Below are 15,606 nucleotides of genomic sequence, written 5' to 3'. Positions count from 1 at the left end.
CACGCACGTGTGCTTCCATTTCAGCCGCAAATTTTGGACCTTGGGTTTTTTGCACTGACGTATAGTTTTCAATGTCCATGGTATCCATGACCTGACCGCCCATGCGTTCAGCCACGATGCCAGTTTTAATACCTTTACGTGCTGCATAGATCGCTGCAGTATTCCCTGCAGGTCCACCACCAATTACCAAGACATCAAATGCATCTTTGGCATTGAGTTTTTCAGCATCTTTGGCTGCAGCATTGGTATCCAGTTTGGCAATGATTTCTTCCAGTGTCATACGACCCTGACCGATATGTTCATTGTCCTGAAACACCATTGGTACGGCCATGATTTTGCGTTCTTCCACTTCGTCCTGGAAGAAAGCCCCATCAATCATGGTGGCTGTTGTACCCGGGTTATAGATGGCAATCAGGTTCAATGCCTGAACGACATCCGGACAGTTATGACAGCTGAGTGATACGAATACATCAAAGTCAGATTTGATCCCCAAACCTTTAATTGATTCCAGAACTTCGGCAGAGACTTTTGGTGCATAGCCTGAAGTTTGCAGCAATGCCAGAATCAGGGAAGTAAACTCATGGCCCATCGGCAAGCCTGCAAAGAACACACGAGGCTGTTCACCGGCTTTTGCCACACCAAAGCTTGGTGCACGTTTGTTGGTACCGTCAAAACGGGCAGTCACTAGATCAGAAAGCTGGGCGATTTCCTCAACCAGTTCTTTGATTTTGGCTGATTTGTCAGAGCCATCCAGAGTTGCCACTAATTCAATCGGGCCCTCCAAACGTTCAAGTAGTGTTTTTAATTGAGCTGAAGTATTTTGATCTAACATTGCTAACGTCTCCAAAGGAGTAAGAATTCATTCGATAAGTAGATACTAAGCTAAATCGATAAATAGATAAAACAGTTTGTTTTTATAAATTTAATCGGTTTTGCAAATGTATTGAAAAATTCATGATTAATTTCAAGCTTATATATGAGTGCTTAGCATGAATTTTCAAGTAGTTCAGAATGATATTGCTCTTTTTCGGTTAAGATTGGAATTCTGCATTTGAGAGTTGAACGATGGAATTACAACGCGGTATTTATCAACATTATAAGGGCAAGCTTTATCAGGTTCTGCATGTGGCAACGCATAGTGAAACGGAGGAAAAGCTGGTGGTTTATCAATGCCTTTATGGTGACTATTCGATTTGGGTTCGACCGCTATCCATGTTTACGGAAAGTATTAGTACCAGTGATGATCGTGAAGTAGAACGCTTTAAATTGGTTCAGGCACTTTAATCAATCCATAAAAAAATTATTTAGATCACCTCAGAGAAGAGCAATGAATCAATTACAACATTTTGAAAGTTTTATGCAGGAACTGTATAAGACCTTTCATACGCATGATCTTCAACAAACTGAACGTCTGCAACGTTATCGAAATATTGAGCCTGAATCAGGCCGATTTTTATCATTACTCATTCGTGTCCAGCAATCCAAACGTATTCTGGAAATCGGTACCTCTACGGGTTATTCCACTTTATGGCTGGCCGAAGCCGCCCGGCAGACTCAAGCGACGATTACAACATTAGAAATAGATGCAGAAAGAGTTAATCAAGCCAAGCAGTATGCAAGTCAGCTAGGCTTAAAGGATTTGATTGGTTTTAAAGTGACAGATGCATTGCATTATCTACACGCTGAGCAGGACGTATTTGATTTTATATTGTTAGATGCGGAACGTGATGCTTATGTGGATTATTGGACCCATTTGGCCCGATTGCTCAAGCCAAAAGGTGGAGTATTACTGGTGGATAATGTGATTTCACATGCTGCAGAAGTAGAAGAATTTATTCAGCTGATCCAGCAGGATTCACGTTTTATCATGAGTACGTTGCCGATTGGAGCTGGCTTACTCATAGTGACTTATCGTTAAGCAGAAATTAGTTAAATTAAAACAGGCAAACCCGGTCAAAATGTAAGTTGTATTCAAGATATTTCTGTACAAAGGCCATTTTATCTTGGCGTCTTAACAGGTTGTCATAAACAAATTCGGGAACAGGATGGTAGAGCTCTATATCGCCATTGCTATAAATGATTTTCAGGTGGCGGCTAGAAGGACTATAAGCCCATGAGATCACGGTTAGCAGTTTTTGCATACGTTTTCCTCCACTGAATATTATTATCTTATGTCTTGAACTTATGCCAACTGACATTGAAGATGTATAACTGAATTGTAAGCATAAGTAGGGGATTGTTATGAAGAGGATGCAATATGCATGCCTGATTTTTATATGATCTTTAAAGTGAAAAATAAAGATTTGGTAGGATGGCTTTAGATGGAAGAAAAGGGAAAATAAAACGGTTGGCCAATAGAGCAATCAAATAAACGTTCAAATAAAAAACCACGCTAAAAGCGTGGTTTTTTTGAATCAGTTCAATCTAATACAGATTAGATTTTACCAACTAGGTCGATTGAAGGAGCAAGAGTTGCGTCGCCTTCTTTCCATTTAGCTGGGCAAACTTCGCCTGGGTGAGCGTGTACATATTGAGCTGCTTTAACTTTACGAAGAAGTTCTTGAGCATCACGACCGATACCGCCAGCGTTGATTTCAACGATTTGGATTTTACCTTCTGGATCGATCACGAAAGTACCACGGTCAGCAAGGCCGTCAGCTTCGATTAATACGTCGAAGTTTTTAGCAAGAGTCCAAGTAGGATCGCCAACCATTACATATTGGATTTTTTTGATTTCTTCAGAAGAATCGTGCCAAGCTTTGTGAGTGAAGTGAGTGTCAGTAGAAACTGAGTAGATTTCAACGCCTAATTTTTTGAATTCTTCGTAGTTGTCAGCAAGGTCGCCAAGTTCAGTTGGGCAAACGAAAGTGAAGTCAGCTGGGTAGAAGAATACTACAGACCATTTACCTTTAAGGTCAGCTTCTGTTACTTCGATGAATTTACCATTTTGGAACGCAGTTGTTTTGAACGGTTTAACTTCAGTATTAATTAAGCTCATCATTGTCTCCATGATTGAGGTTTGTATTTAATTTCCAATAGGGTACAGAAATTATTTTTCTTGCTGAAACAGTATTTTTACATAACATACATCGGAAAAACCGAATTAAGCTAAAAATAAAACACCATCAGCACAAACAGCATTGCTCTTGATATAAATGATTCAACCGTAGAATGGTGAATACATCATGACAAGACTCACCCCGATTTAATGCCTCTTCAGACATGATGCCGTAAGCAGTAAAATTCAAGGGCAAAAATTAAAAAATTATAAAAATATTCAAAATGGCCGTTCTTTCGCTTAGGGGCAATACAGCGTAAAATAGCTGCCTATTGTCTTTTTTTATATCAGGTGTTTTCTCAGTGCAGAGTCCTTTAAATGTAGATCAGCTCGTTATGGCGCGTGACCGTCATCGTTTAAATCGACTCCAAAAAGGTAAAGATGCCAACCAAAAGCAATATCAAGAATTATTTGAAAAATCGCATGCCAAAGTCATGCAGCGTATCGAACGCATTCCCAATATCAAGCTGAATCAGGATCTGCCTGTTACCCAGTATGCAGACAAGCTGATTGAAGCGATCCAGCAACATCAGGTCATTATTGTGGCTGGTGAAACCGGTTCCGGTAAAACTACGCAATTACCACAAATCGCCATGCTGGCAGGTCGAGGCCTGACTGGTCTGATTGGCCATACCCAGCCACGTCGTCTAGCTGCGCGTAGCGTCTCACAGCGTATTGCAGAAGAAGTTGGCGAGAAATTGGGTGAGTCAATTTCCTTTAAGGTCCGCTTTAATGAACAGGGCTCGCAGGATTCGATTGTCCGTTTGATGACGGATGGTATTTTATTGGCAGAGTTGGCCAATGACCGGTTCCTGACCAAATACGACACCATCATTATTGATGAAGCGCATGAACGTTCGCTGAATATCGATTTCATCATGGGTTATCTCAAGCAGCTGTTGCCGCGTCGTAAAGATCTAAAAGTCATCATTACCTCAGCAACGCTGGACGTAAACCGTTTCAGTAACTACTTCAATGGCGCACCGATCTATGAAGTGGAAGGGCGTAGCTATCCGGTAGAAGTGCGTTATCGTCCAATTTCTGAAATGAGCATTGTCGGCAGTGATGACGACGAATTTGATGATTTTGAAGAAAATCTGCCACGTGCAGTGGTTGCAGCAGTAGAAGAATGTTTTCAGGATGCACAGGAAAAAGGTCATCCGGAACATGCCGATATCCTGATTTTTGCCAGTACCGAACAGGAAATTCGTGAACTGCAGGAAACTCTGATCAAGCATGGTCCACGCCATACTGAAGTACTTCCTTTGTATGCGCGTCTGGCACTGGCTGAACAGCAAAAAATCTTTAATCCATCGGGCGGCGGTCGACGGATTATTATCGCCACCAACGTAGCAGAAACAGCATTAACTGTTCCGAATATTCGTTATGTGATTGATAGCGGTTTTGCCCGTATTTCCCGTTATAACTATCGTTCACGGGTGCAGCGTTTACCGATCGAAGCGGTTTCTCAAGCTGCTGCCAATCAGCGTAAAGGTCGTTGTGGCCGTATTGCGCCAGGTGTCTGTGTTCGTCTGTATAGTGAAGAAGACTTTTTAAGTCGTCCTGAATTTACCGAACCTGAGATTAAACGGACCAATCTGGCATCTGTTATTTTACAGATGCAAAGTCTGGGCCTAGGTTCACTGGAAGATTTTGATTTCATTGAGCCACCAGATCACCGTCTGGTCAATGATGGTCGCAAGCTCTTGATTGAGCTTGGGGCAATGACAGAGAAAAATCTCCCTAAAGTTGCCGACGAAAAGCAGTCGGGAACTTCTTCCCCCTTTAATAAAGGGGGAACACAAGGGGGATTAACCAAGATCGGTCAGCAAATGGCAAAAATGCCAATTGATCCACGTCTGGCGCGAATGATTCTTGGCGGTGCCCATTTTGGTGCACTGAATGAAGCTTTGGTGATTGTCGCGGCGCTGGCAGTACAAGACCCACGTGAACGTCCTGCGGATAAGCAGATGCAGGCTGATCAGAAACATGCCTTGTTCCGTGAAGCAGATTCAGATTTCCTGTTTTATATCAAGCTCTGGGATACCCTGCATAACAACCGTGAGAGTATGAGTGAAAACAAACGCCGTACTTTTGCACGGAATCATTTCCTGAGCTGGTTACGTCTGCGTGAATGGAAGAAAACTCATGAGCAGCTGGTGGATCTGGCTAAAGGCTTAAAACTGTCCTTTAATGAAAAGAAAGCTAGTTATGAAAATCTGCATCGCGCTTTATTGACTGGCTTACTGTCTTTTATTGCCAACAAGACTGATGAACGTAATGTGTTTATGGCAGTTCGTCAGCAGAAAGCACGAATTTTCCCGGCATCAACGCTGCACAAGACGAATACCCCATGGGTGATGGCTTTTGAAATGGTTGAAACCTCGCAGGTGTATTTACGGACTCTAGCGAAAATTGAGCCGGAATGGATTCTGCTAGCTGCGCGTGACTTGCTGAAACATCACTATTTTGAGCCGCACTGGTCGAAAAAAGCAGGTGTAGTCAATGCCTATGATCAGATTTCGTTATTCGGCCTGATCATCGAGCCGAAGCGTCCGGTCAATTATGAGAAAGTGGATCAGCCTGCTGCGCATGAAATCTTCCTGCGTGATGCACTGACCACTGGAAATCTCGGTATTAATCCTCCATTCCTGAAGCATAATTTGCTGAAACTGGAAGAAGTGGAACGGGTAGAAGACAAGCTACGCCGTCGTGACTTGGTCGTGGATGAAGAAACCATTTACCAGTTTTATGCCTCCAAAGTGCCGCCAGAAGTGGCGAGTCGCCGTAGTTTTGAAGACTGGCGTGCCACGGTAGAGCCACATGATCCACGCTATCTGTTTATTGATGATGATGCGCTGTGGCTGAATGATCGTCCGACCACACAACAATTTCCGGATTATTTACGTAATGGTGAATTGCGCCTGGCGACCAGTTACCGTTTTGACCCAAGTCATGATGAAGATGGTGCAACGGTTAAAATCCCGCTGCAGGCTTTGCCGCAGGTCGATGAAAATATCTGGTCATGGGGGATTCCGGGCTGGCGTCTGGAACTGATCGAAGCTTTATTAAAGACTTTGCCTAAAGATAAACGCCGTAGTCTGGTGCCGATTCCAGATACTGCGAAAAAGCTGGCAGCCCGTATTGATGCAGTCAATTTACGTGAGCATATTTTCAGTTTTCTGGCTTTCCAGTTGCGTGGCGAGCAGATTACAGAAAAAGATTTTAGCCTGGATCGGGTTGAGCAATATCTCTTGCCTTTGATCAAGGTGATAGATGAAAAAGGTCACGTGATTGAACAAGGCCGTGATCTGGCCGAGCTAAAAGCCCGTTGCCGTACTGAAACTCATAGCCCGGTGAAACAGTTAAAAGGTGAATTTAAAACCTTCCCGGAAAACTTTGTCTTTGAAGCATCGCAGAAAGTGACGGGTGTAGTGGTCAAGCAATATCAGGCACTGGTTCCTACCAAAGACTTTGCTGCACTGGAACAGAAAGATGAATCTGGTGTCGTGATTCAGACCTTTAATGATCAGGCTGAAGCCGTCAAACAGCATCGTGAAGGGATTATCCGACTGGTGCATATGCAGCTCGGAGATCTGGTGCGTCAGCTGAAAAAACAGATTTCCAAACCGCTGGCACTGGCATATTCACCGCTTGGCGATAAGGCCCAACTGGAGCAAATGTTAGTTTATGCCACACTCCACCTGTCAATTAATGAGCTGCCTGTCAATATGCAAGAGTTCCAAAAGTTGGTAGAGGATGTAAAAAAATCTTTCCTGACTCATGGCCAGACTGCACTGAAAGAAATCACGGATATTTATATCCAGTGGCAGGAAATCCGTCGTAAATTACTGGTTTTAGACCCATCTATATTTGGAAAAAATATTGATGATATTGAGGATCAGCTTGATTTGATGAGTCTTTCTGACTTCGTTTATCGGAAACCTTCCGACGTATGGTCAGAATTTCCACGTTATTTGAAAGCCCTGATCTTGCGTTTAGAGCGCTTGCCAAATAACCTACAGAGGGATGATTCCGCCATTGACCAAATTGATCCGTGGATGGAAAAATTATTTAAGTTTAAAAATGACGCTCGCCTTAAAGAATTGTATTTTATGGTTGAGGAGTTAAGGATCTCATTGTTTTCTCAACCGATGAAAACGAAAACACCCATTTCTCCAACTCGCCTGCAAAAAGTATGGGAACGTCTTGGAATCAGTTAAGATATAGGTCATTTTGAGAAGGAGTTTTACATGGGCATCCGTATTACGGGTACTGGCTTGTTCCATCCGGAAGATGTCATTACCAATGAAGAGTTAGTTGAAAGTTTAAATGCTTATGTGGAACTGTATAATCACGAAAATGCAGATAAAATCGCTGCAGGCGAATTAGATGCGCGTCGTGGTTCTAGCGCAGAATTTATTGAAAAAGCGTCAGGCGTACAACGCCGTTATGTGTCAGAAAAAACTGGCATCCTCGATCCAAAACGTTTACGTCCAAATCTACGTGAACGTTCAGATGATGAAATTTCCCTTCAGGCAGAATGGGGCGTGATCGCAGCAAAACAGGCGATGGAAAATGCTGGTGTCACTGCTGAAGATATCGATGTTGTGATCCTGTCATGTTCAAATCTGCAACGTGCTTATCCTGCGGTTGCGATTGAAATCCAGACTGCTCTGGGTATTCAAGGTTATGCGTATGACATGAACGTCGCATGTTCAGCAGCAACTTTTGGTTTAAAACAGGCTGCCGATGCCATCAAAGCAGGTGCACGTCGTGTATTGCTGGTAAATGTCGAAATTACCTCTGCACATACCGATTTCCGTTCACGTGACTGTCACTTTATTTTTGGTGATGTCGCAACTGCATCGATCATTGAAGATACTGAAACTAAAACCGGTTTCGAGATTCTGGATACATCATTATTTACCCAGTTCTCAAACAATATCCGTAATAACTTCGGTTTCCTGAATACGTCTGAAAATGCAGATATTGACGACAAACGTTTCCGTCAGGACGGTCGTAAGGTATTTAAAGAAGTGTGTCCACTGGTTGCCAAGATGATTACTGCTCAACTTGAGAAAAATCATATTGCACCTACAGATGTAAAACGCTTCTGGTTGCACCAAGCCAATGCCAGCATGAATGAATTGATTCTGAAACTGGTAGTGGGTAAAGAAAATGCCAAACCAGGTCTGGTACCTATCATTCTGAATGAGTTTGCCAATACTTCTTCCGCAGGTGTCATTATTGCCTTACATCGTACTGCAAATGAAGTTGAAGACGGCGAATATGGCGTACTGTGTTCATTTGGTGCAGGCTATTCAGTGGGTTCAATCCTGGTACAAAAACGCGTGGCGTAAGCCGGGAGTATATTTTGCAGGTCAAGCATGACGCAGCATGGATCAGGCGCTTAAGTGCCTTATCCAAACTGTATTTCACGCCTACTTTTTTAGGGGCTGAAAATATTGATGCCAGTCGACCTGCAATGTATGTCGGTAATCATTCCATGTATGGCATCTTTGATGCGCCAATGCTGATTGATTACCTGTACAATGAACATCAAGTGGCTGTGGTCAGTATTGCTGATCATAGCCATTTTTATGTGCCGCTATGGCGTGAAGCAGTGAAGAAATTTGGTGCTATTGATGGTATACAGGACTATGTGCGCTCAGCTATGCAGCAAGGCTACTCGATTCTGGTCTTTCCGGGTGGTGGCCGTGAAGTGCTGAAACGGGAAGGTGAGCAGTATCAGCTGATCTGGAAAGAGCGTTACGGTTTCCTGAAATTAGCACAAGAGTTTCAATACGATATTGTCCCTTTTGCTGCACTCGGCGGTGATGAAATCTATGAGATTGGATTTGATGCCAATAAGATCATTCAACATAAGTATTTTCAAAAATTATTAAAAATTCCCCAACTCAATAAATTATTACGTCATGGTGACGTGATTCCTTCCTTACCTAAAAATCTGTTTCCCAAACGCTTGCCTTTTTATTTTCAGTTTATGCCGCGGCAGCCAATTCATCATGTGCAGCACGAGAATGATCTGATTGATTTTCGTGAGTATTTACAACACAAGATCTATCAGGGGCTAGAACTGTTGGCTGACAGACGTCGGCAAGATGAAGTCTAGGTCTTTTCATCATTCCTGCTTTGCTTTACATTGAGATCGAATCGTCTAAAAAATCACCATGCTTCAATTTCTGTAATAGAAAGGAAAAAGCGATTTTAAAGGATTGAAATTCAGTAGGTCTGTAACTCAATAGGGTTAAAACGAAGGGGGAAATATGGAACAGGAGGGTTTGTTACTGCCATTCAGACAGCTCGCTGAACAATGCCTCAGTATTTTTCCTGAGTTAAATCAGCTGTATCTGGATCAAATGGCGCTTATTGGTCATGTGAATGCCCAGAATTTGCTCAGGATTCATCAGGATGAGCATCGAATTGATCTGCTTAATGGCTTATTAAATATACAGCTATATACACCTCAAGATTTAAATCTGGAAAGTCCTCATGCCTTAGCAGAAATGCAGATTGATTCCAGGCTGGCTAAAGCAGAGGTTTTGGAAGAGTTTTTCTTTCAGGATATTTACTTTCTGACTGGGGATTTAAAGCCCCAGCATTCCCTGTTTTTACGTGATAAAGCCAAACAGCTCCGTCAACTTATTATTGATCAAGTCTATATATGGGTTAATGCGCCTGAACGAGTTGCTAATTGCTTAAAGCAAATGTCGCTTGTGCAAGCTGAAATCATCGACTCCTTTATGATTAAAGCCGAAGTTTATACTCAGCCTTGTATCAGTAATTGTCTTCAAAGTGGACATGAGATTCCGGCGCATGTTTTAAAACAGCTACAGCAAATCTTTTCCTTGCAATATTTGCAGCCAGATGAGTTTCTATCGATTCAGTCAGTGATGGACAGTCTGGATGCATTCTGTTTCAGTGCGCCTGAGTTTCTGCACCCAGCGACCTACCGGATTATCTCTTTATCCTTTGAAAACCGGTTCAATCTGCATGAACTGAATGACCATATTGACGATATCCGTTTGCTGTATCGGCATGCCGAAGAGCAAAGTCATCTACTGGGCTTTGTCCGGCTGATGAATCGTGATAGCTGGCATCGGAGTGATCTGCTATCCAAACGCAATTTTCTGGAAAATAATCCTTATTTATGGCAGAAAAAAGTCGCCAAACTTCCTTTACTTGACTGTCATCGGGTAGTGAACTGGTTATTTAAACAGCCTGCGGAAATCTTGGATTGGCTGAGCAGCAATATTCAACATAGCAGTGTGCGGGTGGCGGCAACAGCTTTAAGCTTTATCGATACGCATCATGTTCATCCGCAGATTGTTTTAGCTACCTTGCAATATTTTCAATATATCGCAGCACGTCTGTTTATTGATGATGTTCATCAATATGCTCTTCAGCATTGCTGGTTTGAGCATGAGCTGAATCGAACAGTTGTTCTCAAAGGGACGCGTCAGGCTATTGAGGATCATCGTATTGCGATTAGTCCATCGATTTTATATCTGGATGAATGGATCGGATTATTGCGGGATGTAGTGGCAATGGATGATCAGATGACTAAAAGGGTGTATGCCAATTTAAGTCGGGTCATGCAGGCTTATATGCAGCATCTGTATAAGATTACCCGTGATTTACCTGAGGATGTGCTGGCTTATATTCGGCCCCAAACTCAGCAAGACCGCGATTTTTATAATGTACTACAACGTAACCAGATTCCATTTGTAGAGTTCAGGAAGCGTTTTTACTTGCATGCCCGGCATGTACGGGAATCCTGTTTTGATGGTTATATCCGTGATTATCTGCCGGAGTATTTTTCTACTCAAACGGAAGTGCCTAAGAATTTAAGCTGGACCAGTTTATTTACGCAGGCAGTTGCCTGGCATGAACAGATTCAGAAGCAAGAGATTATTGCCAAGCTCAAAAAAGACTTTGCTTTAGCCAGCTGGAGGCCACTCACACAGGCACATTTTCTACTGTATTTTAATTGGCGTTTTGAGGAGTTGAAAACACTAGAGCGGATTATTGAAGAGGCCAGAATATTCCGGAACTGTCTGGCTGCAAGTTATGCACAGCGTATAGTCGAAGGTGAATATGTGGCCTTTCGCATGTCACATCCTGCAATCAAATTACCTCTGATTTTAGGCTGTCAGTTGCAAAATGACCAAGTCATCTTTGACCAGCTTGAGTACCCAAATAATCAAAAAGCGGAAGTTGAATATATCAATATTGCCCAGCATTTTATTAACTGGTTAAACCTGCAGGCTTGACCTGATTCAGTGCTTTTCTGTCCGTGAAGCTTAACTTTTCCGGCAAAAATCGTTAGGCTATAGCCGTTCTTTTACGGTATCTCTTTTATGAAACAGGAAACTGCACTTAAGCTCTTAAAAGCAGGGGAAAATGTCTTTTTAACCGGTTCTGCGGGTGCAGGGAAAACTTATACGCTTAATCAATATATCAATTATCTGAAAGCTCGTAAGGTGTCGGTCGCGATTACTGCATCGACTGGTATTGCGGCAACGCATATGAATGGTATGACCATTCATACCTGGGCCGGAATCGGGATCAAAGACTTTTTGTCTGAAGAAGACCTGAAGCGCATGAAAGAGCGTAAATACCTGAAAGAACACTTGGAAAATGCACAAGTCCTAATTATTGATGAAATTTCCATGCTGCATGCCAAGCAGCTCAATCTGGTCAATCAGGTGCTGAAATATTTCAAGGAAAGTGATGAAGCTTTTGGTGGGATTCAGGTCATTGTAGCAGGGGACTTTTTCCAGTTGCCACCCGTTGGGAAAAATGATGAGCGTAACCGCGATAAATTCTGCTTTATGTCGGATGCTTGGGTTGAGGCCAAGTTTCGGATTTGTTATCTGACCGAGCAGCATCGTCAGGGTAATGATTATCTGAATGATATTCTGAATGCCATTCGTGCGCAGGCCATTTCACCTGAACATCGTTCAGCACTACAGGCCACACGTCAGCAGGATATTGGCGATACCTATACACGTCTCTATACCCACAATATGGATGTCGACAGCATTAACTTTAAGCATCTGAATGAAATTGATCAGGATTCACGCCAGTTTGATGCGCAATGTGATGGTAATGAAAAACTGATTGAAACCTTAAAGTCTTCAGTCCGAGCACCCGAAGCCTTAACCCTGAAAAAACATGCCAAGGTCATGTTCGTGAAAAATAACTTTGATATGGGCTATATCAACGGCAGCTTGGGTGAAGTGATCGGCTTTGAAGATGATGATGAGCATGGGGTTCTGCCAAAGGTCAAACTGACAGATGGAACTACCCTGATTGTAGAGCCTGAAACCTGGTCGGTGGATAATGAAGCAGGCAAAACCATTGCCAGTTTCCAGCAGATTCCATTACGTCTGGCTTGGGCGATTACCATTCATAAGTCTCAAGGCATGACGCTAGAAGCTGCTGAGATTGACTTGAGCCATACCTTTGAAAAAGGTCAAGGTTATGTAGCATTATCCCGTTTGAAAAGCTTAAATGGTCTACGTTTGAAAGGCTTTAATGAACAGGCTCTGGAACTGGATAGTCTTGCCATTAAAGCTGATCGCCGCTTTCGGGAACTGTCGGATGAAGCTGAAGCGAATTTTGAAAACGTGGATTTGACTGTACAGCATAAGGCCTTTATCCGTCATTGTGGTGGTACTTTGAATGAAGTCGAGATCCAGCGTAATGAGAAGAAAATTGCCAAAAATGGTGGCAAGCAAAACTACGCGACTGCAACCTTGGATGAAACCCGTGAATTGTTTGAAGAAGGTTATGAGATTTCCGATATTGCCACTGAACGTGGCTTGACACCTGCCACTATTATTAATCATTTAGGACGTTTGCATAAAGAGCAAGGGCTGGATATCTCAGTCGCTCATCCGGGTGAGGAAGTTGTTGAACAAGTCCGCAAGATTTATAAGCGTCTGACTAAACGTCAAAACTCAGATCATTTCAATGATGACGGCAGTATTAAATTACGTCCGATCGTGGAACTGACCAGTCCGCGTATGGGTTATGATCAGGTACGTTTGGCTTTGCTGTTTGTGGAATAAAATTTGAGTTTTTAAATTTTAGTATTTAACGTGAGCTTTTACTTTTGAAAGATCAAAAGTAACAAAAATCTTTTGTTGGATTGAAGGTACATCCTGTACCTCAATCCAACGAGCGACATCCATGTCGCTGATCATGTGATTTAATACTTTGCAGTTCATAATTTTAGAATGTTAATTTTTAAGAATATTGCACAATCATGGTTAAAGGCTTATTGCGTTCCAATCAATAACGATAAAATCCCGGCCGCAATTAATGGCCCGACAGGGACACCACGAAGTACCGCGACACCTGCGACTGTACCAATTAATAGACCTGCAACGACATCAGGCTGACTCGACATCAGTTTCACCCCACGTCCACCAAGCCAGGCAACGAATAGACCGATTGCAATTGCCAGTAAAGATTTCCAGCTCAGAAATGATTTAAGAATACTGTCACCAGGAATTTTCCCGCTAGCAATCGGAGTCAATACGCCAATGGTTAAAATAATAATCCCGATATTTAGGCCATGTTGCTGTACATAAGGTAAGAGTTCATTGAGAGGCGTGATTTTTAATACGATCAACACGGCCGCAGCAATGGTCACAGCAGTATTATGACTAAAAATACCGCAAGCCAGTAGAACCAGAAGAACAAGCAGATTCAGATCAAGTTGGGACATGAGGAGATAAAAAAATGAAAAGTCACAGGATTATAGGCTTTTTAGCCATTTAAAGGGAGAATGCTCTACAAGAAATGAATCTGGCTAGTTTTCAGTATAGAATGCGCCTATCGTTCGTATAAACAGGTTCAGACAGATGCTATTGGAAAAAATGTTGCAATCACAAGGTTTCGGTTCACGAAAACATTGTCAGCAACTGATTAAAAATGGTGCTGTTTCGATTCAGAATGAAATCATTGATAATCCCAAGCATAAGCTGAATCTGCAAGATCTGACCTTTAGCGTCTATGGTCATGAATATCGCTATCGGGAAAAAGTATATATTGCGCTCAATAAGCCTCAAGATTATGAGTGTTCACATCAGGCTACCCATCATTTCAGTGTATTTGATCTGTTTGATGACATCCTGTTAAACCGTGGAATTCAATGTGTAGGTCGTCTCGATCAGAACACCACCGGATTGTTATTGCTGACCGATGATGGTCAGTTTCTACAAGCATTGACCCATCCTAAGAAACATGTAGCGAAAGTCTATCAGATGACTACTGCCGATCCCGTGACAGATGAGCAGATTCAACAGCTTGAACAGGGTGTGGAATTGAGAAATGAAAAAGGCACCTTTGCTGCTACAGATATTGTTCGTCTGGATGACAATCGTCTGCAAATGACCATTCATCAAGGGGTTTATCATCAGGTGAAACGTATGCTAGCGGCTGTTGGCAATAAAGTGGAACAGCTGCATCGTGCCCAGATTGGTGCGTTGGCCTTGAATGAGCTGGCAATAGGGGAATGGACCTATCTGGACGCAGAACAAGTGGCACAGGCAAAATTCCGTACCGGATAAAGTCTAGTATTTATTTCAGGAAACAATGGAATGTCACGAATTCATTGTCCTGAATAAATCCAAGTGACTCATAAAGTTTATGTGACTGATAATTGGTTTTTTGCGTTTCCAGGCTGATTCGAAGCGCATTTTCATGTCGGGCAAATAAAATAGCAGTATCAATCAGTTGCTTGGCTGCACCATGCCGGCGATAAGGCGGGCTAATATAGACATCGTCCAGCACATAATAAGTAGAACATGCGACTGAGGAAAATCTTAAATACAGCAGAATAAATCCGGTAAAAATATCATCCTTGGTGTTGATAAAAATGACAGTTTGACCATCTTCAAAACGCTGTTTCAAAAATTCGTAAGATAAATCCAGATTGGAAGAAGTACCATAAAATTGACGGTACTCATCAAATAAAACGGCCAGGTTAGGTAGATCTTCTGACTGGGCACGTCGCACGATCATCGGCTTACTCCATGTTAATTTTATTATTTATCATTAACATCAAGCATAGCGAAGTTTGAAAGGAGAGAAACTTAAGAATTGTTCGTAAATGCAACAATGTTAAATTTTGTCGCTTTCACCTAAAATAGCATTCAGTTCTTCAAATAAATCAAAATGATCATCATCCAGATTCATTTCCTGATGATCTGCTGGAATCGCTGTAGCACTTGGACTTGAGCTTTGTTCTGCCTTAATTTCATTCTGTTTCTGCTTGCGTAACTTGATCAGCTGTTCCAGGTTGATATTCTGATTTTCAATCGAGAAGGGGATTGATTTGGTCAGAACCACCTGTTTAAAAAAAAGACGAACTGCCTGAGCCGGCGTAATCCCCAATTGTTTAAATACTGCAAATGCCTGTTTCTTTTCTTGGGAATCCAGGCGAATTTGATAAACTTCAGTTTTTCTCATAATATTTTCAAAGCTTTAAATTACTTAACTTTTCGCCTTAT

Annotated in this window: 14 protein-coding genes; 8 read left to right on the top strand and 6 right to left on the bottom strand. The window is 42.3% G+C overall.

What is annotated here, in order from left to right; genetic code table 11:
- On the bottom strand, positions 1-832 hold an 832-nt coding region (locus FTV18_RS09265; protein WP_180016914.1), incomplete at its 3' end, for a thioredoxin family protein.
- Between the two features lie 233 nt (positions 833-1,065).
- Here FTV18_RS09265 and FTV18_RS09260 point away from each other — a divergent pair.
- Positions 1,066-1,284, top strand: coding sequence for a DUF1653 domain-containing protein (locus tag FTV18_RS09260; RefSeq protein WP_125279047.1), 219 nt, complete (start codon positions 1,066-1,068; stop codon positions 1,282-1,284).
- A gap of 43 nt (positions 1,285-1,327) precedes the next feature.
- Positions 1,328-1,918 (top strand): O-methyltransferase, encoded by a 591-nt coding sequence (locus tag FTV18_RS09255; RefSeq protein WP_180017637.1) that lies wholly within the window; start codon positions 1,328-1,330, stop codon positions 1,916-1,918.
- A 16-nt stretch (positions 1,919-1,934) separates the two neighbouring features.
- Here FTV18_RS09255 and FTV18_RS09250 read toward each other — a convergent pair whose 3' ends face one another.
- Both FTV18_RS09250 and ahpC read right to left on the bottom strand, forming a co-directional pair.
- Positions 1,935-2,141 carry a KTSC domain-containing protein gene (locus FTV18_RS09250; RefSeq protein ID WP_004784043.1) on the bottom strand — a complete coding sequence of 69 codons (207 nt, stop codon included), beginning with the start codon at positions 2,139-2,141 and terminating at the stop codon, positions 1,935-1,937.
- A gap of 293 nt (positions 2,142-2,434) precedes the next feature.
- The gene (ahpC, locus tag FTV18_RS09245) at positions 2,435-2,998 is read right to left on the bottom strand and encodes an alkyl hydroperoxide reductase subunit C (protein ID WP_004784041.1); all 564 of its coding nucleotides are present in this window, start codon (positions 2,996-2,998) and stop codon (positions 2,435-2,437) included.
- A gap of 362 nt (positions 2,999-3,360) precedes the next feature.
- On the opposite strand from ahpC, the gene hrpA reads away from it, so the two are divergent.
- From hrpA to FTV18_RS09220, 5 genes are all read left to right on the top strand, one after another.
- On the top strand, positions 3,361-7,281 hold the full coding sequence (gene hrpA, locus FTV18_RS09240) for an ATP-dependent RNA helicase HrpA (protein WP_180017635.1): 3,921 nt from the start codon (positions 3,361-3,363) through the stop codon (positions 7,279-7,281).
- A gap of 30 nt (positions 7,282-7,311) precedes the next feature.
- Positions 7,312-8,421, top strand: coding sequence for a beta-ketoacyl-ACP synthase III (locus FTV18_RS09235; protein ID WP_004784039.1), 1,110 nt, complete (start codon positions 7,312-7,314; stop codon positions 8,419-8,421).
- Between the two features lie 14 nt (positions 8,422-8,435).
- The gene (locus FTV18_RS09230) at positions 8,436-9,194 is read left to right on the top strand and encodes a 1-acyl-sn-glycerol-3-phosphate acyltransferase (RefSeq protein WP_159124014.1); all 759 of its coding nucleotides are present in this window, start codon (positions 8,436-8,438) and stop codon (positions 9,192-9,194) included.
- 154 nt (positions 9,195-9,348) lie between these two features.
- Positions 9,349-11,355 carry a hypothetical protein gene (locus tag FTV18_RS09225; RefSeq protein WP_180017633.1) on the top strand — a complete coding sequence of 669 codons (2,007 nt, stop codon included), beginning with the start codon at positions 9,349-9,351 and terminating at the stop codon, positions 11,353-11,355.
- A gap of 87 nt (positions 11,356-11,442) precedes the next feature.
- Entirely contained in the window at positions 11,443-13,158 is a 1,716-nt protein-coding gene (locus FTV18_RS09220; RefSeq protein WP_180017631.1) for an AAA family ATPase, read from the top strand.
- A 209-nt stretch (positions 13,159-13,367) separates the two neighbouring features.
- Here the strand turns inward: FTV18_RS09220 and FTV18_RS09215 are convergent, their stop codons facing one another.
- Positions 13,368-13,820, bottom strand: a complete 453-nt coding sequence (locus FTV18_RS09215; protein WP_159124011.1) for a DUF441 domain-containing protein — start codon at positions 13,818-13,820, stop codon at positions 13,368-13,370.
- 136 nt (positions 13,821-13,956) lie between these two features.
- On the opposite strand from FTV18_RS09215, the gene FTV18_RS09210 reads away from it, so the two are divergent.
- Positions 13,957-14,664 carry a pseudouridine synthase gene (locus FTV18_RS09210; RefSeq protein ID WP_180017629.1) on the top strand — a complete coding sequence of 236 codons (708 nt, stop codon included), beginning with the start codon at positions 13,957-13,959 and terminating at the stop codon, positions 14,662-14,664.
- A gap of 10 nt (positions 14,665-14,674) precedes the next feature.
- Here the strand turns inward: FTV18_RS09210 and FTV18_RS09205 are convergent, their stop codons facing one another.
- Positions 14,675-15,118, bottom strand: coding sequence for a GNAT family N-acetyltransferase (locus FTV18_RS09205; RefSeq protein WP_004784033.1), 444 nt, complete (start codon positions 15,116-15,118; stop codon positions 14,675-14,677).
- Positions 15,119-15,217: 99 nt separating this feature from the next.
- Positions 15,218-15,565 (bottom strand): type II toxin-antitoxin system RelB/DinJ family antitoxin, encoded by a 348-nt coding sequence (locus FTV18_RS09200; protein WP_159124009.1) that lies wholly within the window; start codon positions 15,563-15,565, stop codon positions 15,218-15,220.
- Positions 15,566-15,606 lie beyond the last annotated feature (41 nt).

The sequence above is a fragment of the Acinetobacter sp. YH12241 genome (assembly GCF_013417535.1).
GTDB lineage: Bacteria > Pseudomonadota > Gammaproteobacteria > Pseudomonadales > Moraxellaceae > Acinetobacter.
This window is presented reverse-complemented; position numbering and strand designations above follow the sequence as displayed.